Source organism: Pseudomonas sp. KBS0707, assembly GCF_005937945.2.
GTDB classification, from domain to species: Bacteria; Pseudomonadota; Gammaproteobacteria; order Pseudomonadales; family Pseudomonadaceae; genus Aquipseudomonas; species Aquipseudomonas amygdali.
Window position 1 is genome coordinate 2,077,607 of record NZ_CP041754.1, and the last position, 22,328, is coordinate 2,099,934.

The following is a 22,328-nucleotide window of genomic DNA, read 5'->3' on the forward strand; positions in this document are numbered from 1 at the left end:
GACTCCGGCCGGTGGCCTGAGCCGGCCGGGGAGACCGACTTCAGCGACTCCCGAGCGTGGCGGTGGCCAAACCGGGAAAGTCTGTAATCAGGCTGTCGACGCCGAAATCAGCGAGCCTGCGCATCAGTGCAGGCTCGTTGACTGTCCACACTGACACATGCAGGCCCTGACGCTGTGCTTTCTGCAGGCGCTCCGGGGTACACAGTGTCCAGTTCAATGCCAGAATTTCACAGCCGTAGCTTTGCGCGACCTTCAACGGGTCGAGCCAGGCGTACTCGGCCACCAGCCCGCGCGATATGTCCGGCGTCAGGTCGAGGGCGGCGCGCAACACTTCACGAGAGCTGGAAGTGATGGTGACCTTGTCGAGCAAGCCATGACGCTGAGCCATTTCACGAATGGCCAGAACGGTGTTGGCGGCGCGGGTGCGTGAAGCGCTTTTGACTTCCAGTTGCCAGTGCTCGAAATCGCATTGCTCGAACAACTCTTCAAGACGCGGAATCGGGCAGGGCGAGACCCAGCCGGGGCCACCTTTGCGCGCGTCATAGGTCACCAGGTCGGCGGCCAGATGCTCATTGACCTTGCCGCGTCGGTCGGTGGTGCGCTTGAGGGTCGGGTCGTGAATGACCATCAACTCTCCGTCCAGTGAAAGATGCAGGTCCAGTTCACAACGGCGCACGCCGTGCTTGATGCATTCCTGGAAGCTGACCAGGGTGTTTTCCGGTGCTTCGCCCTTGGCGCCGCGGTGGCCGTAGATAAAGGTCACGTTTACTCCTGGCCGTTAAGGCACCCACTGCTGATATGAAAATGATGAGGTGAAAAGAGATATACCGGAAACTCAATTGCCGGATGGCTGACCCTGTTCAAGGGCCTGGCGTCGATGCTGAGCCTGATGCTGCAACACGTGCCGTGCGAGCAATTGACGTTGAGCGTCCGGCAGATTGACGAAGTCGGTGCTGATGTCAAAACCGCCATCTGCCCGTGCATCGCACTGGCTGACCCTGGCGCGCAGCATCAGACCTGCCGCCTGGGGCATCAGCACCATCTTGATCGACAGCTGTTCGCCCACGGCAAAACCTTGTTGTGAATTGAATTGAATGCCGCCTTCGGACAGTTTTACCGGTTGCGGAGCGCCCAGTTTGCCCAGCGCCGTATGTGCAACCACTTCGCCCAGCAGGTCAATGCGCTTGCTCAGCGACTTGAGAAAACTGTTCAGCACCCGGTCGCGCTCGTCGAGTTGGCGCATCAAATGCTGCGATTCGAACTCGCTGACGTGCAGCTCGCTGAGCAGGTCGAACAGTGTCGAGGTGTCCTGCATGGCGTCCTGACTTGCCTGGTCGGCACCAGACAGGGGGTTAATTTCCAGTGCGACGCTGTCGTCGATACGGTAGTATTCGCGGCGTCCTGCTTCATCTAATGTCGACATGGCGAACCCTAGCTAGCGGCGGTGGTCTGAGAGTTTCGAGTGTAAAGCTGCACGTCAAGGCCCGCCACATGGACGTCCTCATTCCTGCGAACAAATTCCTACATGTTCAGACCTCTTTTTGTATTTATCGGCACGCGCTACACACGTGCCAAGCGACGCAACCATTTTGTTTCGTTCATCTCCCTGACGTCCATGATCGGCCTCGCCCTCGGCGTGGTAGTGATGATAGTCGTGTTATCGGTGATGAATGGCTTCGATCACGAAATGCGTACCCGCGTGCTGGGCATGGTGCCGCACGCGACCATCGAATCGGCTGACCCGATCACCGACTGGCGTGGCCTGGCCGCGAAGGTTCAGGAAAACCCGCAGGTGCTGGCCGTTGCGCCATTCACCCAAATGCAGGGTCTGCTGACCCACGACGGCAAGGTTCAGAAGGTGCTGCTCAATGGCATCGACCCGGCCGAGGAGCGCAAGGTCTCGATCATTGACCACTTCATCAAGCAGGGCCAGCTCGACAGCCTGTCTCCCGGCAGTTTCGGCATCATGATCGGCGACAAGGCGGCTGCCAAACTGGGCGTCGTGGTCGGCGACAAACTGACCTTTGTCGCGCCTGAGGTGACTGTCACGCCTGCCGGCATGTTCCCGCGCATGAAGCGTTTCGAGGTGACCGGTATCTTTCATGTCGGCGCTGGCGAAATCGACGGCTTTCTGGGGCTGACCAACCTCGATGACCTGGCCCGTCTGCACCGCTGGAAGCCCAATCAGGTGCAGGGCCTGCGGCTCAAGTTCGATGATCTGTTTGCAGCGCCGCGTACTTCGTGGGAAATCGCCCAGAAACTGGGCGAAAACAATTTCTATTCCCGTGACTGGACGCGCACCCACGGCAACCTCTATCAGGCCATCCGCATGGAAAAAGCCATGATTGGCCTGTTGCTGTTGCTGATTGTGGCCGTTGCGGCATTCAACATCATTTCCACGCTGGTGATGGTGGTCAATGACAAGAAGGGCGATATCGCCATTTTGCGCACACTGGGCGCGACACCGCGGCAGATCATGGCGATCTTCATGGTGCAGGGCACGGTGATCGGGGTGGTCGGTACGCTGATTGGCGCTGCGCTGGGCATCCTTGCAGCGCTTAACGTCAGTGCTGCCATCGCTGCGCTGGAAGGGCTGATCGGCCACAAGTTTCTCAACGCCGACGTCTATTTCATTGATTACCTGCCTTCGCAACTGATGGCCCAGGACGTGTTCCAGGTCTGCGGTGCGGCGTTGGTCCTGAGTTTCCTCGCCACCCTGTATCCCGCCTGGCGTGCTGCGCGCACCCAGCCGGCGGAGGCGTTACGTTATGAGTGAGTCGGGCATGTCTGATAAAGCAGTATTGAGTTGCCGCAACCTGGGTAAATCCTACGAGGAAGGCCCGGAGTCGGTCGTGGTGTTGTCCGGTCTGCAACTGGAGCTGCATCCCGGTGAGCGGGTGGCTATTGTCGGCAGTTCGGGGTCGGGCAAAAGTACTTTGCTCAATCTTCTGGGCGGCCTGGACACACCTTCCGAAGGCAGCGTCTGGCTGGCGGGCGAAGAATTGTCGGCGCTGGGCGAAAAGGCGCGTGGCTTGCTGCGTAACCGGGCATTGGGTTTCGTCTACCAGTTCCACCATTTGCTGCCTGAATTCACGGCGCTGGAAAACGTCTGCATGCCCTTGCTGATCGGTCGGACGGCGATACCCGAGGCCCGTAAACGCTCCACCGCGTTGCTCGAACGTGTCGGCCTAGGCCATCGTCTTGCGCACAAGCCTTCGGAGCTTTCCGGTGGCGAGCGGCAGCGTGTGGCCATTGCTCGTGCGCTGATCAATCAGCCCGGTCTGGTGATGCTTGACGAGCCGACCGGCAACCTCGATCACCACACCGCGCAGGGCATTCAGGACCTGATGCGTGAGTTGAGCACTTCATCGCGTACGGCGTTTCTGATCGTGACCCACGACATGAGCCTCGCCAGGCAGATGGACCGCGTCCTGCGTCTGGAAGACGGCCGCCTCGTCGAGGCCTGATTGACCCGGCCCGGCGCAACTCATCGCGTCGGGTTCTACGTTTTTTATACGGTGTTTTTTCCCACGGTGCTTCGCGAATGTTCAGACCGTTACCCATCTTCATCGGCATGCGCTATACCCGCGCCAAACGCCGCAAAAGCTTCATCTCGTTCATTTCGATGACTTCGATGATCGGGCTGGCACTCGGTGTGCTGGCGATGATCGTGGTGCTGTCGGTCATGAACGGTTTCCAGCGGGAAATGAGTTCGCGAATCCTGGGCATGGTGCCGCATGCGGTTATCGCCGGTGCCACACCTGTGGATGACTGGAAACCGCTGGCCGACGCAGCGTTGAAAAATCCTGAAGTCACCGCTGCTGTACCGTTTACCGACATGGAAGGCATGCTGTCCTACAAGGGCTCGATGCAGCCGATCCAGATCAGCGGCGTTGACCCGGCGCTGGAGCATGAGGTGTCGATCGTCACTCAACACATTACGCGTGGAAGTCTTGAAGACCTGAAGCCGGGCGAATTTGGTGTGGTACTTGGCGATATAACCGCGCGCCGCTTCCGCCTGAGCATCGGCGACAAGCTGACCCTGATCGTACCGGAAGTCAGCAGTGCGCCAGGCGGCATCACGCCGCGCCTGCAACGCTTGGCCGTCGTGAGTATTTTCAAGGTCGGTGCCGAGCTGGACGGCTCGATGGGCTTGATCAACATTGCCGACGCCGCGCAGATGCAACGCTGGCAACCCAATCAGGTTCAAGGCGTGCGACTGGCGCTCAAGGACCTGTACAAGGCGCCTCAGGTGTCCACAGCCATTGCTGCCGGTCTGGGTGCCGGGTATCACGCCGATGACTGGACCCACACTCAGGGCAGCCTGTTCAGCGCCATGAAAATGGAAAAGACCATGATCGGCCTGCTGCTGCTGATGATCGTTGCGGTTGCGGCGTTCAACATCATTGCCACGCTGATCATGGTGGTCAATGACAAGGGCGCGGACATCGCCATTCTGCGTACCATCGGCGCCACGCCGCGGCAAATCATGGCGATCTTCATGGTCCAGGGCACGGTGATCGGTATTGTCGGCACCCTGATCGGCGGCGTGCTGGGCATTATTGCCGCGCTGAACGTCAGCAGTCTGGTCGGTTGGGTCGAGCGGGTCAGTGGTCAGCACATCTTCAGTTCCGACGTGTACTTCATCAGCAACCTGCCTTCCGAATTGCAGGGCGGCGATGTGCTGCTGATCTGCAGTGCCGGGTTTATCCTGAGCTTTCTGGCCACGATCTACCCAGCCTGGCGCGCCGCGCAGATCCAGCCTGCGCATGCATTGCGTTATGAGTGATCAGAACCGAGTGTCCTCGCCGAGGCCGCATTGCGGCCCGCGACGGCTGCGGGCTGAAGCGGATTTTCGCTGAAAGCCCGTCGCAAACGCTATAAACTCGCCGCGTTAATTCATGATCCAGGTATCGCCATGCATCCCGCAGCCGAACACTCGCCGCTGGGCAAGTCCAGTGAGTACATCGCCACCTATACGCCGTCTTTGTTGTTCCCGATCTCCCGCGCTGCAAAATGGGCCGAGCTTGGGCTGACGGCTCAGACGCTGCCTTATCAGGGTGTCGATTTCTGGAATTGTTACGAGTTGTCCTGGCTGCTGCCATCCGGCAAGCCGGTGGTGGCCATTGCCGAGTTCAGCATTCCGGCCGATTCGCCGAACATCATCGAATCGAAGTCCTTCAAGCTGTACCTCAACTCGTTGAATCAGACCGCCTTCGCTACCGTTGAGCAGGTGCAGACAACCCTCGAACAGGATCTGTCAACTGCGGCCGGAAAGCCGGTTGGCGTGCGCATTCGCAGTCTGAGCGACATTGAGGGGGAGGGTGTGGCGACTTTGCCGGGCGTTTGCATCGACGATCTGGATATCACGGTCAGTAGCTACGATCGCCCTCAGCCAGAGCTGCTGTGCTGCGATGAGTCGCAAATTATCGAAGAAAGCGTGCACAGTCATTTGCTCAAATCGAACTGCCCGGTTACCAGTCAGCCCGACTGGGGCAGTGTGGTGGTCGAGTATCGCGGGGCGGCGCTGGATCACAGCAGCCTGTTGGCGTACATCGTCAGCTTCCGCCAGCATTCGGACTTTCACGAGCAATGTGTGGAAAGAATCTTCCTCGACCTGCAGCGTTTGCTCAAACCGGAAAAACTGACGGTTTACGCACGCTACGTGCGCCGCGGTGGTCTGGATATCAACCCGTATCGCAGCACAGAAACGCTGGACGTGAATAATCGCAGGCTGGCGCGGCAGTAGTATCGTCTGGGGCTCAGGGCGTGGACGCAGAGCGTCCGCAACGGCATTTCCACGCGGAGCGTGTGGAACGATAGTTGTCTGTGTCCATCAGTGCCGATGCAGCGCTTCGTTACCCACTGGCTGATATTTCCAGGTTCAGGATTATCGTGCCGACGCTCCGCGTCGGCACGCGTTGGGTGACGCTCTGCGTCACAACTCTACGCCTCACCATGCATCAGCGACCGGACGCAGAGCCAGCAGAGCGGCATTCCCTAATCAGACTCCGATATTGCCCAGCGTCTGCACGATGTTGCGCAAGGTGCCAGCTATGGTCGGATGCTCCAGCTCGAAACGCTCGACGGCCAGGTTCACGCCGTCAGCCAAACTGCTGTCTTCATGGGTGGCGTTTTCCAGCTGAATTTCAGTTTCGATTTGTTGCATGAGTTCGTGAAGATTTTCCCGGTCAGACTCCGAAAGCGGGGGGTTATGCTCCAGTTGCTCGCGCAGGGTGTTGAGTTGTTCTTGCAGTTCGCGGGCGGGCATGACGTGCTCCTTGATTGATAAGTCTGTCTCATGGACTTCGCCGAAGAGCTAAAGGTCCATGATCACTCAAGACTAATCCAGTCAGTGCCTGGCTGCATGTGTATCAGGGTTTTTCACCTTTGCTGCGGCGTAATGCGATATCGGCCAGGCAGGACTCCAGATCGCCAAGGTGATCAATGACCGAGTGCACGCCCAGCGAATAGAGTTTGAGCGTGGCCTGCGCGCGTCGCTGCTCGCGTTCGGCGTCACTCAGTGTCTGCCACTGCGAAGGCGAAAGTCCGCACAGTGGCCCGCAAGACGCGAGGCCAATGGTCCACAGCCCGGCATTCAGCCCGGACTGCAACAGGCGTGGGTCGCCGCTGATCAGCACGCAGCCATCCAGCTGGCTGACCTTCAGGGCCATCAGCGCCATCCAGCAAGCATCCGGGGCGGGCCATTTGGCGGTTGGGCGAGGGGCGGGAATCATCCAGTCACTTACTGGCTCAGCCAGCGTAGCGCTGACGGTTTCAGGCAGCTCGTCAAGCCAGGCGCAAGGCATTCCCTGATCACGCAGAGTCCGCAGAATATTCTTTGCGCCAGGTGTGAGCTGTGTGAGCTCATTGCCTGGTGTAAGCGAGGTCACGGCCTGCGCACCGAAGTCCACCAGACAGCCGCTAAGGCCGAACAGCAGGGCGGGAAAGGTTGGCAGAGGCGTGAGGACCGGCGCGAGCATGAGGATCTCTCTGAAATATCCAGAAACGTTACCGGTATTTTGTGACACTTCGATGAATGTGCGATGACGGGGGTTTATCCGGAACCCTTTGCTGACAGACCTGCCTTATTCATGACAGAAGGCTTTATACTCCCTGTCCTAGCGTGTGGGGCGTAGCACCCGCGTCATTATTTCGATATCTCGATCAGGAGTGTCAGCTATGCCCGTGACCGGTGCAGGCTTTATCAAGCGTTTGCTGCAATTGTCCCTCTGTGCCGGCATTGCGCTGGTGCCGGTAGCCGTTCAGGCCGCCGAAGATGACCCGTGGGAAGGCATCAACCGCTCCATTTTCAGCTTCAACGATACCCTCGACGCTTACACGCTCAAGCCGCTGGCTAAGGGTTATCAGTACATCGCGCCACAATTTGTCGAAGACGGTATCCATAACTTCTTCAACAACATCGGCGATGTCGGCAACCTGGCGAACAACGTGCTGCAAGCCAAGCCTGAGGCGGCCGGTGTCGACACTGCGCGCCTGATTGTCAACACCACGTTCGGGCTGCTGGGTTTCATTGACGTGGGTACCCGCATGGGCCTGCAACGCAACGATGAAGATTTTGGCCAGACACTGGGCTACTGGGGTGTGCCGAGCGGCCCGTTCGTGGTGATTCCGCTGCTGGGTCCAAGCACCGTGCGTGATGCCTTCGCCAAATACCCGGACACCTACACGTCTCCGTACCGCTACATCGATCATGTGCCGACCCGTAACACGGCGCTGGGCGTCAACCTCATCGATACGCGTGCCAGCCTGCTGTCTGCCGAGCGTATGGTCAGCGGTGATCGTTACACGTTCATCCGTAACGCTTACCTGCAGAACCGCGAGTTCAAGGTCAAGGACGGAAAGGTCGAAGACGATTTTTAATCGACACTTTACCTCTGCGTGAATCAATAAAAGCGACCCTGGGTCGCCTTTATTATTTTTTGAAAGTGTGAAGTAATTCCGCCTGCAGTCAGCGCATCGAGACGATGGAAAGCCCCAGTTTCTGTCCGCCGCCTTCTTCGTCATTGACCCACACCACCTCGGTTTCGGCCTCAAGTCCCTTGAGCGCAGGATGATCAGAGTCGATGCTCACGCTAAGCTTGTCCCCGACCTGGAATGAGCGTGGTGCCTGGACCTGCATGCCTGAGCTGGAAAGGTCAATGCATACGGCGGGAATCACCTGGCCCGCGTGGATCAGGTTGACGTCTGCTTCGACGCGCATGCGGATGTAATCCCGCTTTTCCTCGTAGTTGCGATCATTTCCACTCATGTACAGTCCTTCGTTTTAGTTGCTGATTTGTGAGTTCTTATAACTCCGGGTGATTTGCGATGTAAAGAGCGCAAAGTGAGGATAGGAGCATGCTTGAAACACCCGTCGGATGGGAGTACCGTCTGCGCCTTGAAGGGCACCTCTGAGACACGCCACGCATATCCAGTTGTCGCGTGTTATTACGGAGAGGCTAGAAGCGAATCCAGTAAGCTGGTTCCGGAAACACCGGGCCGCCTACGCCAACCTGATCTGGCGCCGTTTGCCCCCATGCCAAAAACCAGTGCCAAGCTGCTGATTATCGATGACGACGACGTAGTGCGCGCGAGCCTTGCCGCCTACCTTGAAGACAGTGGCTTCAGCGTTCTGCAAGCGAGTAATGGCTTGCAGGGAATTCAGATGTTCGAGCAAGAGAACCCCGATCTGGTGGTCTGCGATCTACGCATGCCTCAGATGGGCGGTCTTGAGCTGATCCGTCAGGTCACCGCCATTGCTCCGCAGACGCCTGTCATCGTTGTATCCGGTGCGGGCGTGATGAGCGATGCGGTAGAGGCCTTGCGCCTCGGCGCTGCCGATTATCTGATCAAGCCCCTTGAAGATCTTGCCGTGCTGGAGCATTCAGTGCGTCGGGCGCTGGATCGGGCTCGTCTGCTTACTGAAAACCAGGTCTACCGCGAAAAGCTGGAAAAGGCCAATCGCGAACTTGAAGCCAGTCTTCACCTGTTGCAGGAAGATCAGGACGCAGGTCGGCAAGTGCAGATGAACATGTTGCCGATCACCCCGTGGTCGATTGACGAATTCAAGTTTGCCCATCAGATCATTCCGTCGTTGTATCTGTCCGGCGATTTTGTCGATTACTTCAGGGTCGACGAACGGCGTGTTGCCTTCTACCTGGCAGATGTTTCAGGTCACGGTGCTTCATCGGCGTTCATCACGGTGCTGCTGAAGTTCATGACCACGCGGCTGCTGTTTGAATCCAGGCGTGGCGGAACACTGCCGGAATTCAAACCGTCGGATGTACTGGGGCATATCAACCGCGGGCTTATCAGTTGCAAGCTGGGCAAGCACGTTACGATGGTCGGCGGTGTTATTGATGAAGAGTCAGGTAAACTGACGTATGCCGTGGGTGGTCATCTGCCACTGCCGGTGTTGTATTCCGAAGGGCAGGCGCGGTATCTGGAAGGTCGCGGCCTTCCGGTCGGTTTGTTCAACGAAGCGACCTATCAGGATCACGAAATCGACCTGCCAGCATCCTTCAGTCTGACCATGTTGTCTGATGGCATACTGGATCTGTTGCCCGGTGATACACTCAAAGAGAAAGAAGCCGTCCTTCCCGAGTTGGTCAAGACGGCTGGCGGCAGCCTGGATGGCTTGCAGCGGGTTTTTGAATTGGCAACGCTAGGGGAGATGCCGGATGATATCGCCTTGTTAGTGTTAAGCAGGAATCTTGAATGAGTACCGGTAGAATCCAGTTCGCCGAGCAGGAAGGCACCTTCGTTCTCAAGTTCGTGGGTGAAGTGCGGTTGACGCTGTGTTCGGCCCTGGATGCGACTATCGAGCGTATCTTCACTGCGTTGAATTTCTCGGCGGTGGTCATCGATCTTACCGAGACGCGCAGCATTGACAGCACAACGCTTGGCTTGCTGGCCAAACTTTCGATCCTGTCGCGCCAGAAGGTCGGACTGTTGCCGACTCTCGTGACCACTCACGAGGACATCACGCGCCTGTTGCAGTCGATGGGCTTTGATCAGGTGTTCAACATCGTTGACCGGCCCCTGCCGCGGCCTGAGAGCCTGACTGACCTGCCTTCGCAGGATCAGTGCGAGGAAGTGGTCAAGGCCAAGGTACTTGAGGCGCACAAGATCCTCATGGGCCTTAACGACTCGAATCGTGAAGCATTCCATGATCTGGTCAATGCACTGGAAGGTCAGCGCTAGGCACCATTGGCGTCTGTCCTTCTGATCACTGAACGACAGGCAGCAAAAAGGGCGACACCCGTTAAGGTGTCGCCCTTTTTTGTTATCAGGCTTTTGCGGAGAGCAGCGCTTCCAGCTTTTCCTGATCGCGAGCGAACTGACGAATGCCTTCAGCCAGTTTTTCAGTGGCCATGGCATCTTCATTGGAGGCCCAGCGGAACTGGCTCTCGGTCAGGCTCTGGCGAGCCTCACCGGCATTGCCCGGTGCAAGCTTGCGTTCCAGCGTACCGGTATCTTCAGCCAGTTTCTTGAGCAGGTCGGTGCTGATGGTCAGGCGATCACAGCCCGCCAGCTGTTCGATCTGGTTCAGATTGCGGAAGCTTGCCCCCATGACCACGGTTTTGAAGTCGTTGGCCTTGTAGTAGTTGTAAATGCGCGTCACGGACTGCACACCCGGATCCTCTGCGCCTACGTAGTCGGTGCCTGAAGATTTCTTGTACCAGTCGTAGATACGGCCCACGAACGGCGAAATCAGGAACACGCCAGCCTCGGCACAGGCGATTGCCTGGGCGAAGGAGAACAGCAACGTCAGGTTGGTCTGAATACCGTCCTTCTCCAGCTTCTCAGCGGCACGGATACCTTCCCACGTGGCTGCCAGCTTGATCAGCACCCGATCACGTTTGATGCCGGCGGCATCGTAAAGGCCGATCAAGCGCTCGCTGCGCTCGATCAGGGCATTGGTGTCGAACGAGAGGCGTGCGTCCACTTCAGTGGATACGCGGCCCGGAACCACCTTGAGAATTTCCTGACCGATGGCGACTGCAAAGCGGTCGCAGGCCAGGCCAATGTCACCCTTGGCACCGCTGAATGCGTCGGCGAGCATCTGAGCGTTGTTTACGTCGGATGCGGCCTTGAGCAGCAGCGAAGGGTTGGTGGTGGCGTCCTCTGGTTCGAGGCTTTTGATTGCGCCGAAGTCGCCGGTATCAGCAACAACGGTAGTGAATTTCTTGAGTTGATCCAGCTTGGAAGTCATGAGCGTGCTCTGTCCTGTGCGGTTGGATGACATTACCCGAGCGCTGCCGACCACTCAAGGCCGCAGCGTTTCCTGCTGCCGATGATAGGCCCTGAGGGACGGCATTGTCGTGAATACCTTTGTCGAGACTGTTTTTGAGCCTCGCACGCACTGCTTGTTCCCTTGATGTGAATTTAACGGCTATCAGGCAGCTTGCAGCTTGCAGCGTGCAAGAGTCAGAGCGACCACTTCAGCGAGACCATCAGGTTGCGCGGGTCACCGTAAACGCCGCTACCGGTCGCGAGAGGAATGCCCTGCCAGTATTTTTCGTCGAATACGTTGTTGAGGTTGACCCGCGCGTCCCAGTGCTCGTCGAAACGATAGCCTGCCATCAGTCCCACAACCGCATAGGCGTCCTGCTCGGAGTGACCGGTGCCGACCCGGTTGTACGTTTCGCTTTGCGCCAGGACGTCGGCACCCACGCGCCATTTGTTCAGGTTGCCGGGCAGGTGATAGGACGTTGCTGCCTTGAATAGGTGTTTCGGTTGATTGGGCGCAAACAGGTCGCCCTTGTCATTGGTCCGGTCTTTGACGTACTGGCTTAGCACCAGTGTGTAGGAGGCCGACGCTTGCCAGTCAGGTGTCAGCTGGCCGCTGATTTCTGCGTCGATCCCTCGGCTGCGCACTTCACCGGCTGCTTCGTAGCAGACGCGATTCTGCTGCTGGCAAGTGACTGGCGGATTGACGATGGCGTACGCGCGGTTTTCCTGGGTCATGTCGAAGACTGCCAGCGATGCGTTCAGACCACCGTCGAAGTATTCGCCTTTCAGGCCGATTTCGTAACTTTCGCCCGTCATCGGGTCCAATACGCCGCCTCCCACGTCCAGCTGGTTCTGCGGCTTGAAGATCTCGGTATAGCTTGCGTAGGCCGAGTAGGTATCGTTCAGGTCATAGACGATGCCGGCATAAGGCGTGACCTCACGAATGACTTTGTAGTCACCATTGCTGGCCGAACGATTCTGATAGTCGTACCAGCTTACCCGGCTGCCGACGATAACGTGCAATGGATCAATCGGGTTGAAACGTGCGGCGGCGTAGACGCCTTCCTCGGTGGCGGTGTTCTGATTGACGTAGGCGGTACGCGTGGTAGGGTCCGGTTTTGCAATGAGATTGGGGTTGAAGGTGTAGATATCGACCGGTGTGGAGCCGTAAAAGCCGCCTTTCTGGTCAAACTTTTCTTCGCGCCGACTGACGCCGAGCATCAGTTCGTGCTGCCGGCCAAACAGCTGGAATGGACCGGACAGCGAACCATCCAGACTGGTCTGCACGTCTGTGGTGTCGTACTCGCCAGCCGCTTGGCCGTAACCGGTGCCACTGGCGGTCAGGTAATTGGAGTACATGTCGGATTCAGCCCAGATTCTGGTCGCCGCCAGTTTGCTGCTCCAGCCGTTGTCGAAGCGATGAGTCAGGTCCGTGAAAACACTGACGTTTTCCCTGTCCCAATACGCCCAGTCGTTACTGAGGAAGGTGGAACGTGGCAGGTGAAGGTTTTCACCGTTAGGGCCGGATGGCAGGCTGCCCCAGTCCGACGTTGCATCATCGCGCTGCTTCGAGGCCCCGATGGTCCAGGTGGTCGACTCGTTAAGGTCGGCTTCCAGAACGCCATAGAACGTCTGACGCTCTTTATCGCGCTCATCGACAAAACTGTTGCCCGTTTCATAGGCTGCCACCACCCGGCCACGTAACGTACCGGAATCGTTGAGCCTGCTCGACGCGTCCACCTCGGTACGGTAGCGGTCCCAGCTCCCGGCGCTGGTAGTCACGCTGACTTGCGGGGTAGCAGTAGGGCGCTTGCGAATCAGATTGAGTGTCGCCGAGGGGCTGCCTGCACCGGTCATCAGCCCCGTAGCGCCGCGTACCACTTCAACGCGGTCGTACAAGGCCAGGTCAGCACCGGAGATGGTGTCCAGTGTAAAGGTGCTGACGATGGTCGGCAGACCGTCATACATCAGGTTATCGATGGTAAAGCCGCGCGCCAGAAACTGCTGACGGTCCGAGCCGAATTTGCGCAGTGTCACGCCGGGTGCATATTTGACGACATCATTGAGGTCGTTCATGCCCTGATCTTCAATTCGCTGGCGAGTGATCACGCTTACCGACTGCGGCGTCTCGCGAATCGAAAGGGGCAACCCGGTCGCGCTGCTCATCGAGCCCGTGGTGTACGAACCGCTGCCTTCTGTGGTGGCCATTCCTGCAATGCCCGCCTGAGCGCTGATGTCCACGTTGCCCAGCGTCATCGAGCCACCGCTCGATGGCTGGAACACCCTCACAGCATTGCCCTGTACCTGCGTATCTAGGCCGCTGCCCAACAGTAGCTGATTCAATGCCTGAGCCGGTTCCAGGCTGCCGCTAATGGCTGGAGCCTGCTTGCTTGCAATCAATTTGTCATCCACTGATATCTGCATACCGCTCGCTTGGCTCAGCTGTGCGAGCGATCTGGAAAGCGCCTGTGCAGGCAGATCGAGTTGAACGGGACTGGCCAGAGCGGCGGCCGACAGACCGAGAGTCACAAGGCTGGCCAACGAAGGTAGAAGCGGACGAAGCATTGGGGTAATTCCTGCAGGAACTGGGACGTGGCGGGACACCTGGATGATGGTGTGCTGGCTGGCAGGTCGTGACAGACGGCAGCGGAGGGCGAGACTAACAAATTTTTCACATTTTATTAAATGCTAATCACTATCAGTTACATTCTCATACATATTTGTCTGATGAGACTCGCTTGTGGCGTCGAGCAGTGCATTGGGGTAAAGATGCTGTTCAACTCGCGATGATCTGAAGGAGCCAGCATGCATTCACGACGTTTCCCCATCACTGCCGCAATCGGCTTTTCATTGTTTTCCATGGGCGTCATCGCCGCCGAGCTGCCATCTGATCTGTTACTGAAAAAAGCCCAGGCCGAACAACAGTCCTACCTCAAAACCGTCCGGCAACTCGTGGATATCGATACGGGCACTGGTCAGGCACCCGGACTGAAAACAGTCAGCGCGATGCTGGTGGAGCGTCTCAAGGCATTGGGTGCCGAAGTTTCCACCACGCCGGCAGACCCTTCTGCGGGTGACAACATCGTCGGCAGGTTCAAAGGTAATGGCAGCCGGTCCTTTCTGTTGATGGTCCACTACGACACAGTCTTCGGGCCGGGCACTGCCGCGAAACGCCCGTTCAGGCTCGACGGCGAACGCGCCTATGGCCCCGGTGTGGCAGATGCGAAGGGCGGTGTTGCGATGATTCTGCATTCGCTGCAACTGCTGCAGGACCAGAATTTCAAGGATTTCGGCACGCTCACCGTGCTTTTCAACCCGGACGAGGAGACCGGCTCCAGCGGGTCGAAAAAAGTCATAGCCGAACTCGCTCGTCAGCATGACTACGTGTTTTCGTATGAGCCGCCTGACAAAGACGCCGTGACTGTCGCCACCAATGGCATCAATGGCTTGCTCCTCGACGTCAAAGGCAAGTCGTCACACGCAGGCTCGGCCCCTGAAGCCGGGCGCAACGCGGCCATCGAGCTGGCGCACCAACTGCTGCAACTCAAGGACCTTGGCGATCCGGGCAAGGGTACGACCGTCAACTGGACGCTTGTCAAAGGCGGTGAGAAGCGCAACATCATCCCGTCCAGCGCTTCGGCCGAGGCGGACATGCGCTACTCCGATCTGAGCGAGAGCGACAGGGTGCTGGCTGACGGTCAGCGGATTGTGAAGAAAACCCTCGTTAATGGCACCGAAGTGACCTTGCGCATGGAGAAAGGCCGTCCGCCACTGGCCAGGAACCCTGGTTCCGAGCAACTGGCGAAAACCGCGCAGACGCTCTATGAAAAAATAGGTCGCAGTATCGAGCCGATCGCCATGCGCTTCGGCACCGATGCGGGCTACGCCTACGTACCGGGCAGCGCAAAGCCTGCCGTGCTGGAAACCATGGGCGTTGTCGGAGCTGGCTTGCATGCGGACGATGAGTACATCGAACTGTCGAGCATCGCCCCCAGGCTTTACCTGACCGTGGCGCTGATTACCCGGTTGTCGCAAGGCGAGGCGCCTTGACAGTACGCGAGCGTTGACCGTGCATCGGCTTGAGTCCACACCATTTGTCGATGTGTCAGGTCGTGGAGATTGACCTGACGCCTGATAAACGATTAACTGTATATGCATACAGTTAATCATAAAAGGCTTGTCCCATGAGTGTCACATTCCTTGGCCCCTTGTCGGCAGGGGGCATCAAGCTCCCTTTGCTATCCTTGTCATCCGTCGGCTCCAGGTCGCCAGTGGTCGAGAAGCATGTCTCTATCGCAGAGCTTTGTGAGGTCCGTGAGCCGCACGTTTATCTGGCCAGGGTCGAGGATGAAGGGATGCAGGGAAGCGGCATGCGCACCGGTGACATGCTGGTTGTCGACCGCAGTCAGTACGCCGAGCACGGTGACATCGTCGTCGCCTCACTCAACGCAAGGCAGATGTGTCGGCGTTTGCACATGCGTGGCGACGTCGTGATCCTCAAGTCCGAACACCCGGATTATCCACCACTGCATGTCACTGACCACGACGACCTGATCATTCTGGGTGTGGTGACCTACAGCCTGAAAAACCTTCTTGAAGGTCGCACCGCCTCTTCAGCTCATCGATGATCGGGCTCATGGCCTTGCATTGCACGCTTCACCGTGATCTGCTGCCGACCCTATGGTTTTAACCCGGAAATTGAGCGAATGCAGGAACAACTTGACCAGTTACGGCTCCCCAAGGCTGTCCAGGGGGCTATCAGTGATCTGGTAAGAGCGCTCGAAGCAACCAGCACCCGCGCTGACGTGGAGGCCGAAGGGGCGTTGCAGATCGAATACATTCACAGTCTTGAGACAAGCAGAAAACTGCGTCCCGCCGATGCCGAGGCGCTCTACATCATTTTTGACGACGCAGTTCAGGCTCGTTTACAAGCGCTTTCCGATTAGCTCCGGGCCTCGATATTTTCCTGGTCTGCGTGAAATTCATTTAACAAATGTATCCGTCTTTTTGATCGGAATTGGTGTTTAACTCGCCCCACGAATCTGCAGTTCGCGGGGTTCATTTTCGGGTTTTAATTGCTATGCGGTTATCGGGCTTCATCCTTGAGAACATCGAGCCTATTGTACTGGAGTGGACCGACTTCGCGCGCACCATGTCCACGCTCGGCGAGCCTCTGGATACCAAGGAGCTCAGAGATCACGCCGAGCAGATGCTTCGAGCCATTGCCACCGATTTAAGGACTGATCAGTCGTCGCAGCAACAGGTCGAAAAATCTCAGGGCCAGGTCGTATCGCAAGAAGAGACCGCTGCGAAAAGCCATGCGATCACTCGTTTGATGTCAGGTTTCACCATTGATCAGGTGGTCTCGGAGTTTCGAGCGTTACGCGCGAGCGTGATAAAACAATGGATGATGCGCGCGACCTCGGACACCCAGCAGCAGATGGAGGACATGATCCGCTTCAACGAAGCAATAGATCAGGCTCTCGCGGAATCCATCTCCAGCTATACCGGTGCGGTTCAGGCCTCGCGCAATATCTTTCTGGGCATCCTCGGGCACGACTTGCGCACACCGTTAAGTGCCATATTGCTGGGTGCAGACGTGCTGTTGCGTACCAATGACCTGGGCGCGCGGCCGACCAAGGTGGCATCAAGGATCTACTCAAGCGTGAAACGAGCCAATCAGATCGTTGGCGATCTGCTCGACTTCACACGGTCACAGATCGGTCCCGGCATTCCGTTGAAAAAGACCCAGACAGACATCCAGCCCATCTGTGCTCGCATCGTTGACGAATCGCGTACGGTCAATCCAGAGGCGGATATTCACCTCACTTCCAACGATCCGGTCATTGGCAATTTTGATGGTGATCGCCTGGAGCAGGTCTTCTCGAACCTCATTGGCAATGCCATACAACACGGCAACAGCCGCGACCCTGTCGAGGTAACGCTGGCAGCTTCTGACGGCACACTTCAGTTCACCGTGCACAACACAGGTAGTCCAATTCCCGAAGACGTGCTTCCTTTTATCTTCAACCCGATGGATCGCTACTCGCCCGAGAAAATGACTGACAACGGTCCCTACTCAAGCCTTGGGCTTGGCTTGTTCATCGTCGCCAAGATCGTCGATGCCCATGGCGGGCGTATTGAAGTGACGTCAAAAGCGGATCTGGGAACTACGTTTGCGGTGTTTATTCCGCTGAATGCGGAGTGAGCCCCCGGCAGATGGCGCTTGTGTCATCTGTCTTTCTCGCTCGACTACGTCTTTGCGTAAAAGCCTTGGTACGGTCCAACGTTGCCGCAGTATCTTCGTCACGGCTGGCACCGACTGATATCCAGCCGACCACCTGCTCGTTCAACTCCTCGACCAATACGCAAGGCTCGCCCGATTCAATCGAGCGAACCCAAAATGATTCACGTTGAGCCAGGGTTGCTTCCAGCGAATTCAGGTATTCGGTCGGCATCAGGTCACAGTACGCTTCTTGCCAACTGCTGACATGCACCTGGGCAATGGCCTTTGCGTCAGAGGGGCGGGCCATGCGAATCATTGATGTACTCCTTCTTTGCCCGCTGAATACCTGGTCAGACCGTCTTGGTACGCCTGCCGATGATGGCGCAGCTTGTTATGAACTTCTGACGTGATGCTCATATCACCTCGACGTCAGACTTCTTCATAACGAACTTCCGGTTTCGTACATACCTCCTCGCCAGTAACCGGCTGCGCTCACCAAGCTGCGCAAGGATAAACGCCAGCGGTTACCGTTTGAGATATTGTCAGTTCCGGAGGGGCGGCCTTGGTGTGCATGGTGATGCCTCGCTCTGTGGTGGAAGAATGAGGTGAATATCAACTTATGGTTGATATTTTCTTGATTGAGTAATTCCCTTGCAGTTTTGCACTCAGTGATGGATATTTGTGGATCCAAATTTTCAATTTGTAGGAGGGTAAGTGGGAAGCAAGATTTTTAAGGCGAAAATTCAAGGTGTCGGGCAAAAAACAGCTCAGGAATATGAGTCGTCTCCCGTGGGAATTCCAATCTGCGCCTCAAGTGAATGTGCTGCTAAGCTTACGTTTGTGAAGAGCCACCTGAGACAACTTGCAGACAAATCCATAACGGTTAAGCCAAGCTTTCGGCTTAAGCCCAAAGAGGTTCATGCCGCTGATTGCAAATACAACCTGGAAGGCCAATTAAAGGTGATGGCCGCCGGCTCTGATACAGATATTTTCGGGTCAGTATCCCAAAATAGTTATGAGTTTCGTTTGCATATACTGTTACAGGCATTCAAGGCCGTCTCTAAGCTTGAGTTGTCCAGCGCCAAAGATTCTGAAAAGAATCAAGGAAAAGATAAATTATTTGTTCAGAAGGGTAAGCTAAGCAGCTACTTGAAGAAGCTAAAGCAGATAGTAGAGCTTAGAAGCTTGTGTGAAAGTAATGAGGATCTTAGCTCTCTTGTCGTCATCAAAGACGGGGCCAAAAGTATTCCTTGGTCTGAGTTTTACTTCGATCACGAAAATATTCGCACGTTAGTCAATGTATATGGAGCGCCTAAAACAACTTCGCCGCTAGCCATTTGCGGTAGTGTTAAATGTATAAAGTCTCCAACGGAAAAATTTCCATTTCACTCAGTAGAGCTGGACGCTCCCTATGTCACGCCTGATCCGAGTAATAAAGTAGTGAAGCCCGTTGTAAAAATTGCCTTAACGAAATCCTCTCTAGCGAGCAGCTTTGCAGTAGGTGAGGAGTATATATTTTTTGGTCGTTGGAAAACGAATCAGTGCGAAAAAGGTGTTCTGTCAGAGGACGGCCCCTTCTGGGTCTTTCAGAATATCAATATGTACATTGAAAACGATGATCACTTTTTGAAAATCTAGACGCCAAGCTGGGGCTATGGTGTCCTCATTTACTCAGGTATGAAAGAGCCCATAACCTTACCGCAGATATGGGTTTCTTCAATAATATCAATGATGGGGTATTGTGGGTTTATCGGGCGCAGATACTGCCTCCCTGCGTCCTCCAATAGAACCTTAAACGTCACTTCATTGGTGCGCGGGACCCGGGGAGTATCAGTTTTTTTGTGTTCGGGCTGGTTAGGGCCTGCCGTCAGGCAGGCCCTTGTTTTACCAGCTCGGTCTGGTAAATCGGTCTCCGTACAGGATCGCAAATTGATTCATTGCCACTTTCCAGTCGTGTGCCGCATGACCCCAGTTGGCGGTGATGTTGCGCAACCCAAGCCATATCAGTTTCGTCGCAGCCTCATCGGTCGGGAAGTGCCCTCGAGTCTTGATGATCTTGCGTAACTGGGCATTGATGCTCTCGATGGCATTGGTCGTGTAAACCACTTTGCGAATGCCCGCCGGAAAAACAAAAAACGGTATAACCCGATCCCAGGCGCGACGCCATGCAGCAACTACAGTCGGATACTGCTTGCCCCAGGGGCCCGCTTCAAAGGCGTTAAGCTCTTGCTCAGCCACATCGGCATTGATCGCCTGGTAGATCGGCTTGAGTGCTTTGGCCAGTGCCCGACGTTTATCCCAAGCGGCATAGTCCAAGCTGTTGCGGATCAGATGCACGATGCAGGTTTGCAGCGTCGTGGCAGGAAAAACCGCCCCCAACGCCTCCGGTATTCCTTTGAGGCCATCCGTGACGGCGATCAGAACATCTTCAACGCCACGAGTCTTGAGGTCGTTGAACACCTTCATCCAAAACTTGGCACCCTCGGTGCTCTCGATCCATATACCCAGAATGTCGCGCGTGCCATCAGGTAATACCCCCAGCGCCAGATAAATAGCCTTGTTGCACACTAACCCCTCGTCCCGGATTTTGACCCGTAACGCATCGAAGAAGATCACCGGATACATCGGTTCCAAGGGTCGTTGCTGCCAAGCGCCCACCTCTTCCATGACCGCATCGGTGACTGAGCTGATGAAGTCATGGGACACGTCAGTTCCATACTGCTCAGATAGAAAAGCGCGGATCTCACGCACCGTCATGCCCCGGGCGTACATGGCAATTATCTTGTCGTCGAAGCCTGTAAAACGTCGTTCGTGCTTGGGAATCAGGATCGGGGCGAAGCTACCATCGCGGTCTCTGGGGATATCCAGGCGAAGCGGCCCGTCGTCGGTCAGAACCGTCTTGCTGCTTTTGCCATTGCGCTGATTGGTCGCCCCCTCAGGGCGCTCCGCGCCCTGAGGGTAACCAAGGTGGTGACCCAGCTCGGCGCCTAGCGCACGCTCGATCAGAGCCTTCTTGAACGCCATGGACGCGTCTTGAATGGCTTCGGCGCTCATCGGGCCTTTAAGTATCCTCTGAAAAAGCCCATTTTTTTGGAGAGGAACCGGGCTGGAGCGCCTGTATTTACTGGCTTCGACTTTTGAAGAAAAGGCTTTTTCAGACCTTCCTTAGAGGGTGTAGACAAAATAAATTAAACTTTCACTCCCTTGTCTGAATAGCCCTCAAGCCATGCCTAAAACCGGACGTCCTCGCTCGATTGCCGCCGAGCACTATCCCGTGCTGGTGAAACTCGCTCATGCACAGCCCTATTCCAGCCAGGCCGAATTGGCGCTCGTATTCTTCGCCGAAACCGGTATCACTGCGCATCCCGACACCTTTGCAAAAGCGTTGAAAATGGCAGGGATTACGCGTGTAAAGCAGCGGGCCAAGGGAAGTTTTCAGTCACCTGAACCTAATAAAGCCTATGGCTACAATGAAACCCACCGCCGCCAACTGCCGGAGCAGCTATATCCGAGTTGCTTGACAGATACCGAGTGGGCACTGGTCGCCGACCTGTTTGAAAGCCAGGGCGGACGAGGAGTGCCACCGCTTCACTCTCGGCGCACGTTGCTGGAAGCCTGTTGCTATGTCGTACGCACGGGGTGCTCATGGCGAATGCTACCCCGCGATTTTCCTCATTGGGACAATGTCTACAAAACGTTCCGCCGGTGGAGCGCTCAAGGCAAGTTCGAGCAAATGCATGATCGCTTGCGAGCTCAATGGCGTGAGCGGGAAGAACGCGCTGACAGCCCGTCAGCAGCGATCCTGGATTCACAGTCGACCCGCAGTTCTCCTCAAGGCGGTGACAGCGGCTACGACGCAGGCAAAAAAGTGAAGGGGCGTAAACGAAGTCTGATTGTCGATACATTGGGCCTGCTGCTGGCTGTCAGTATCAGTGCTGCAAGCGTGCAGGATCGTGACGCGGCGGATGATGCGGTGGCGTACTCGAAGGAAAAATATCCGTCACTGAGCACGCTTTTTGTTGATAGTGCGTACGCAGGAAAATGGGCACAGCGCACCCATCAACTGCACGCTATCGATGTTCAAGTGATCCGTGGCCCGAATAACAGAAGAACAGGGCAATGGCACTCTGAACAAGGCGATCTATTTTCCGTGGAGCCTGTTCAGACTGGATTTGTGGTCATGCCCAAGCGATGGGTAGTGGAGCGAACTCATGCCTGGAATGAGAGAGCTCGGCGACTGATCATGCATCATGATCGCCTTTTTGCGGTAAGCGAGGCATGGGTTTGGTTGGCCGAGGCTCGAATACTCGCGCGCCGACTCACTACATGATTTTGTCTACACCCTCTTAACAAACTGCTCGATCAGCTCTTGGGGAATCGAGGGCAACTCCCTCGCTGTTGCATTGGCGGACTTCTTTTTGGTCGGCATACATGCACCTCTAGCTACATGTTATGCCCGAACACAAAATTTCTGACAGTCTCGGGACCCGCGCTATTACACGGTCCCGGGTAGTTGCTCTGACTTCTGGATCTATAAATATAATGCAGTCTGAAGGGTAGCTACGTCCTGACCTAGGATTCGTCATAGAGTCTCCACGTACCCTAAGCGCAAACCATTTTTGCTAATGGGCACTGGGCAGGATACCCACTCATTTACACCATAGGGCTTATGCTCGCTTCCTCGCACCAAGCCCCGCTTGGACCCATGAGATCAGGGGGCACCTTGTCAAAACGAGATGGGACATCTACGGCATTGGAGGTCCCTACAGTTGTAAGCTTCTCTATTGAAGAATCAAATGCGCTGCTCTTTGGCAACACGCCATATTCTAGCCATTCCCTACGCACCTTCAACCATGAGCACAAA

Annotated in this window: 20 protein-coding genes and 4 pseudogenes; 13 read left to right on the forward strand and 11 right to left on the reverse strand. The window is 56.3% G+C overall.

From position 1 onward, the window contains the following. Window positions 1-40: 40 nt before the first annotated feature. Together FFH21_RS09790 and FFH21_RS09795 are read right to left on the reverse strand one after the other, a co-directional pair. Window positions 41-763 carry a glycerophosphodiester phosphodiesterase gene (locus FFH21_RS09790; protein ID WP_005744379.1) on the reverse strand — a complete coding sequence of 241 codons (723 nt, stop codon included), beginning with the start codon at window positions 761-763 and terminating at the stop codon, window positions 41-43. A gap of 72 nt (window positions 764-835) precedes the next feature. Continuing rightward, a complete protein-coding gene (locus FFH21_RS09795; protein WP_011168251.1) occupies window positions 836-1,423 on the reverse strand; it encodes a PilZ domain-containing protein in 588 nt (195 codons plus the stop codon). Window positions 1,424-1,525: 102 nt separating this feature from the next. On the opposite strand from FFH21_RS09795, the gene FFH21_RS09800 reads away from it, so the two are divergent. The 4 genes from FFH21_RS09800 (at window position 1,526) to queF (ending at window position 5,749) form a co-directional block, all read left to right on the forward strand. Continuing rightward, a complete protein-coding gene (locus FFH21_RS09800; protein WP_004659831.1) occupies window positions 1,526-2,776 on the forward strand; it encodes a lipoprotein-releasing ABC transporter permease subunit in 1,251 nt (416 codons plus the stop codon). A gap of 7 nt (window positions 2,777-2,783) precedes the next feature. Beyond that, window positions 2,784-3,467 carry a lipoprotein-releasing ABC transporter ATP-binding protein LolD gene (lolD, locus tag FFH21_RS09805; RefSeq protein ID WP_011168252.1) on the forward strand — a complete coding sequence of 228 codons (684 nt, stop codon included), beginning with the start codon at window positions 2,784-2,786 and terminating at the stop codon, window positions 3,465-3,467. 77 nt (window positions 3,468-3,544) lie between these two features. Further along, on the forward strand, window positions 3,545-4,789 hold the full coding sequence (locus tag FFH21_RS09810; protein ID WP_011168253.1) for a lipoprotein-releasing ABC transporter permease subunit: 1,245 nt from the start codon (window positions 3,545-3,547) through the stop codon (window positions 4,787-4,789). Window positions 4,790-4,918: 129 nt separating this feature from the next. Further along, the gene (gene queF / locus FFH21_RS09815) at window positions 4,919-5,749 is read left to right on the forward strand and encodes an NADPH-dependent 7-cyano-7-deazaguanine reductase QueF (RefSeq protein ID WP_011168254.1); all 831 of its coding nucleotides are present in this window, start codon (window positions 4,919-4,921) and stop codon (window positions 5,747-5,749) included. A 255-nt stretch (window positions 5,750-6,004) separates the two neighbouring features. Here the strand turns inward: queF and FFH21_RS09825 are convergent, their stop codons facing one another. Together FFH21_RS09825 and FFH21_RS09830 are read right to left on the reverse strand one after the other, a co-directional pair. Further along, window positions 6,005-6,271 (reverse strand): DUF4404 family protein, encoded by a 267-nt coding sequence (locus tag FFH21_RS09825; RefSeq protein WP_002552893.1) that lies wholly within the window; start codon window positions 6,269-6,271, stop codon window positions 6,005-6,007. A 103-nt stretch (window positions 6,272-6,374) separates the two neighbouring features. Beyond that, the gene (locus FFH21_RS09830; protein ID WP_004659841.1) at window positions 6,375-6,983 is read right to left on the reverse strand and encodes a hypothetical protein; all 609 of its coding nucleotides are present in this window, start codon (window positions 6,981-6,983) and stop codon (window positions 6,375-6,377) included. 199 nt (window positions 6,984-7,182) lie between these two features. Here FFH21_RS09830 and FFH21_RS09835 point away from each other — a divergent pair, with 199 nt between their 5' ends. Continuing rightward, a complete protein-coding gene (locus tag FFH21_RS09835) occupies window positions 7,183-7,884 on the forward strand; it encodes a VacJ family lipoprotein (RefSeq protein ID WP_004659844.1) in 702 nt (233 codons plus the stop codon). An 88-nt stretch (window positions 7,885-7,972) separates the two neighbouring features. Here FFH21_RS09835 and FFH21_RS09840 read toward each other — a convergent pair whose 3' ends face one another. After that, entirely contained in the window at window positions 7,973-8,272 is a 300-nt protein-coding gene (locus FFH21_RS09840; protein WP_002552896.1) for a PilZ domain-containing protein, read from the reverse strand. Window positions 8,273-8,539: 267 nt separating this feature from the next. On the opposite strand from FFH21_RS09840, the gene rssB reads away from it, so the two are divergent. Both rssB and rssC read left to right on the forward strand, forming a co-directional pair. After that, a complete protein-coding gene (gene rssB, locus FFH21_RS09845; RefSeq protein WP_002552897.1) occupies window positions 8,540-9,724 on the forward strand; it encodes a two-component system response regulator RssB in 1,185 nt (394 codons plus the stop codon). Further along, a complete protein-coding gene (rssC, locus tag FFH21_RS09850; protein ID WP_002552898.1) occupies window positions 9,721-10,206 on the forward strand; it encodes an anti-sigma factor antagonist RssC in 486 nt (161 codons plus the stop codon). The genes rssB and rssC overlap by 4 nt, the downstream gene beginning before the upstream one ends. An 85-nt stretch (window positions 10,207-10,291) precedes the next feature. On the opposite strand, the gene tal is transcribed toward rssC, so the two are convergent. Both tal and FFH21_RS09860 read right to left on the reverse strand, forming a co-directional pair. Continuing rightward, the gene (gene tal / locus FFH21_RS09855) at window positions 10,292-11,218 is read right to left on the reverse strand and encodes a transaldolase (RefSeq protein ID WP_004659848.1); all 927 of its coding nucleotides are present in this window, start codon (window positions 11,216-11,218) and stop codon (window positions 10,292-10,294) included. 215 nt (window positions 11,219-11,433) lie between these two features. Next, the gene (locus FFH21_RS09860; protein WP_011168256.1) at window positions 11,434-13,803 is read right to left on the reverse strand and encodes a TonB-dependent siderophore receptor; all 2,370 of its coding nucleotides are present in this window, start codon (window positions 13,801-13,803) and stop codon (window positions 11,434-11,436) included. 240 nt (window positions 13,804-14,043) lie between these two features. Here FFH21_RS09860 and FFH21_RS09865 point away from each other — a divergent pair, with 240 nt between their 5' ends. The 4 genes from FFH21_RS09865 (at window position 14,044) to FFH21_RS09880 (ending at window position 17,446) form a co-directional block, all read left to right on the forward strand. Further along, the gene (locus FFH21_RS09865; protein WP_011168257.1) at window positions 14,044-15,288 is read left to right on the forward strand and encodes a M20/M25/M40 family metallo-hydrolase; all 1,245 of its coding nucleotides are present in this window, start codon (window positions 14,044-14,046) and stop codon (window positions 15,286-15,288) included. A 134-nt stretch (window positions 15,289-15,422) separates the two neighbouring features. Then, window positions 15,423-15,866, forward strand: coding sequence for a LexA family transcriptional regulator (locus FFH21_RS09870; protein ID WP_011168258.1), 444 nt, complete (start codon window positions 15,423-15,425; stop codon window positions 15,864-15,866). Window positions 15,867-15,944: 78 nt separating this feature from the next. Beyond that, window positions 15,945-16,184 (forward strand): hypothetical protein, encoded by a 240-nt coding sequence (locus FFH21_RS09875; RefSeq protein ID WP_004659854.1) that lies wholly within the window; start codon window positions 15,945-15,947, stop codon window positions 16,182-16,184. 134 nt (window positions 16,185-16,318) lie between these two features. After that, a complete protein-coding gene (locus tag FFH21_RS09880) occupies window positions 16,319-17,446 on the forward strand; it encodes a sensor histidine kinase (protein WP_019742372.1) in 1,128 nt (375 codons plus the stop codon). Window positions 17,447-17,537: 91 nt separating this feature from the next. Here the strand turns inward: FFH21_RS09880 and FFH21_RS09885 are convergent. Further along, window positions 17,538-17,780, reverse strand: a pseudogene (locus FFH21_RS09885) (N-acetyltransferase family protein); the annotation flags it as partial. A gap of 398 nt (window positions 17,781-18,178) precedes the next feature. On the opposite strand from FFH21_RS09885, the gene FFH21_RS09890 reads away from it, so the two are divergent. Further along, window positions 18,179-19,102 (forward strand): hypothetical protein, encoded by a 924-nt coding sequence (locus FFH21_RS09890; RefSeq protein WP_011168261.1) that lies wholly within the window; start codon window positions 18,179-18,181, stop codon window positions 19,100-19,102. A gap of 29 nt (window positions 19,103-19,131) precedes the next feature. On the opposite strand, the pseudogene FFH21_RS30535 reads toward FFH21_RS09890, so the two are convergent. After that, window positions 19,132-19,287 (reverse strand): annotated as a pseudogene (locus tag FFH21_RS30535) (LexA family protein); the annotation flags it as partial. Window positions 19,288-19,348: 61 nt separating this feature from the next. After that, a pseudogene (locus FFH21_RS09905) lies at window positions 19,349-20,622 on the reverse strand (IS256 family transposase). A gap of 68 nt (window positions 20,623-20,690) precedes the next feature. On the opposite strand from FFH21_RS09905, the gene FFH21_RS09910 reads away from it, so the two are divergent. Then, window positions 20,691-21,794 carry an IS5-like element ISPsy19 family transposase gene (locus FFH21_RS09910; RefSeq protein ID WP_004663854.1) on the forward strand — a complete coding sequence of 368 codons (1,104 nt, stop codon included), beginning with the start codon at window positions 20,691-20,693 and terminating at the stop codon, window positions 21,792-21,794. A 109-nt stretch (window positions 21,795-21,903) separates the two neighbouring features. Here FFH21_RS09910 and FFH21_RS31025 read toward each other — a convergent pair. Beyond that, a pseudogene (locus tag FFH21_RS31025) lies at window positions 21,904-22,071 on the reverse strand (hypothetical protein); the annotation flags it as partial. Window positions 22,072-22,328: the final 257 nt, after the last annotated feature.

Coding starts and splice junctions, on each gene's coding strand:
- FFH21_RS09795 (WP_011168251.1), bottom strand. CDS start 1,423: ATGTCGACATTAGATGAAGCAGGACGCCGCGAATACTACCGTATCGAC.
- FFH21_RS09800 (WP_004659831.1), top strand. CDS start 1,526: ATGTTCAGACCTCTTTTTGTATTTATCGGCACGCGCTACACACGTGCC.
- lolD (WP_011168252.1), top strand. CDS start 2,784: ATGTCTGATAAAGCAGTATTGAGTTGCCGCAACCTGGGTAAATCCTAC.
- FFH21_RS09810 (WP_011168253.1), top strand. CDS start 3,545: ATGTTCAGACCGTTACCCATCTTCATCGGCATGCGCTATACCCGCGCC.
- queF (WP_011168254.1), top strand. CDS start 4,919: ATGCATCCCGCAGCCGAACACTCGCCGCTGGGCAAGTCCAGTGAGTAC.
- FFH21_RS09825 (WP_002552893.1), bottom strand. CDS start 6,271: ATGCCCGCCCGCGAACTGCAAGAACAACTCAACACCCTGCGCGAGCAA.
- FFH21_RS09830 (WP_004659841.1), bottom strand. CDS start 6,983: ATGCTCGCGCCGGTCCTCACGCCTCTGCCAACCTTTCCCGCCCTGCTG.
- FFH21_RS09835 (WP_004659844.1), top strand. CDS start 7,183: ATGCCCGTGACCGGTGCAGGCTTTATCAAGCGTTTGCTGCAATTGTCC.
- FFH21_RS09840 (WP_002552896.1), bottom strand. CDS start 8,272: ATGAGTGGAAATGATCGCAACTACGAGGAAAAGCGGGATTACATCCGC.
- rssB (WP_002552897.1), top strand. CDS start 8,540: ATGCCAAAAACCAGTGCCAAGCTGCTGATTATCGATGACGACGACGTA.
- rssC (WP_002552898.1), top strand. CDS start 9,721: ATGAGTACCGGTAGAATCCAGTTCGCCGAGCAGGAAGGCACCTTCGTT.
- tal (WP_004659848.1), bottom strand. CDS start 11,218: ATGACTTCCAAGCTGGATCAACTCAAGAAATTCACTACCGTTGTTGCT.
- FFH21_RS09860 (WP_011168256.1), bottom strand. CDS start 13,803: ATGCTTCGTCCGCTTCTACCTTCGTTGGCCAGCCTTGTGACTCTCGGT.
- FFH21_RS09865 (WP_011168257.1), top strand. CDS start 14,044: ATGCATTCACGACGTTTCCCCATCACTGCCGCAATCGGCTTTTCATTG.
- FFH21_RS09870 (WP_011168258.1), top strand. CDS start 15,423: ATGAGTGTCACATTCCTTGGCCCCTTGTCGGCAGGGGGCATCAAGCTC.
- FFH21_RS09875 (WP_004659854.1), top strand. CDS start 15,945: ATGCAGGAACAACTTGACCAGTTACGGCTCCCCAAGGCTGTCCAGGGG.
- FFH21_RS09880 (WP_019742372.1), top strand. CDS start 16,319: ATGCGGTTATCGGGCTTCATCCTTGAGAACATCGAGCCTATTGTACTG.
- FFH21_RS09910 (WP_004663854.1), top strand. CDS start 20,691: ATGCCTAAAACCGGACGTCCTCGCTCGATTGCCGCCGAGCACTATCCC.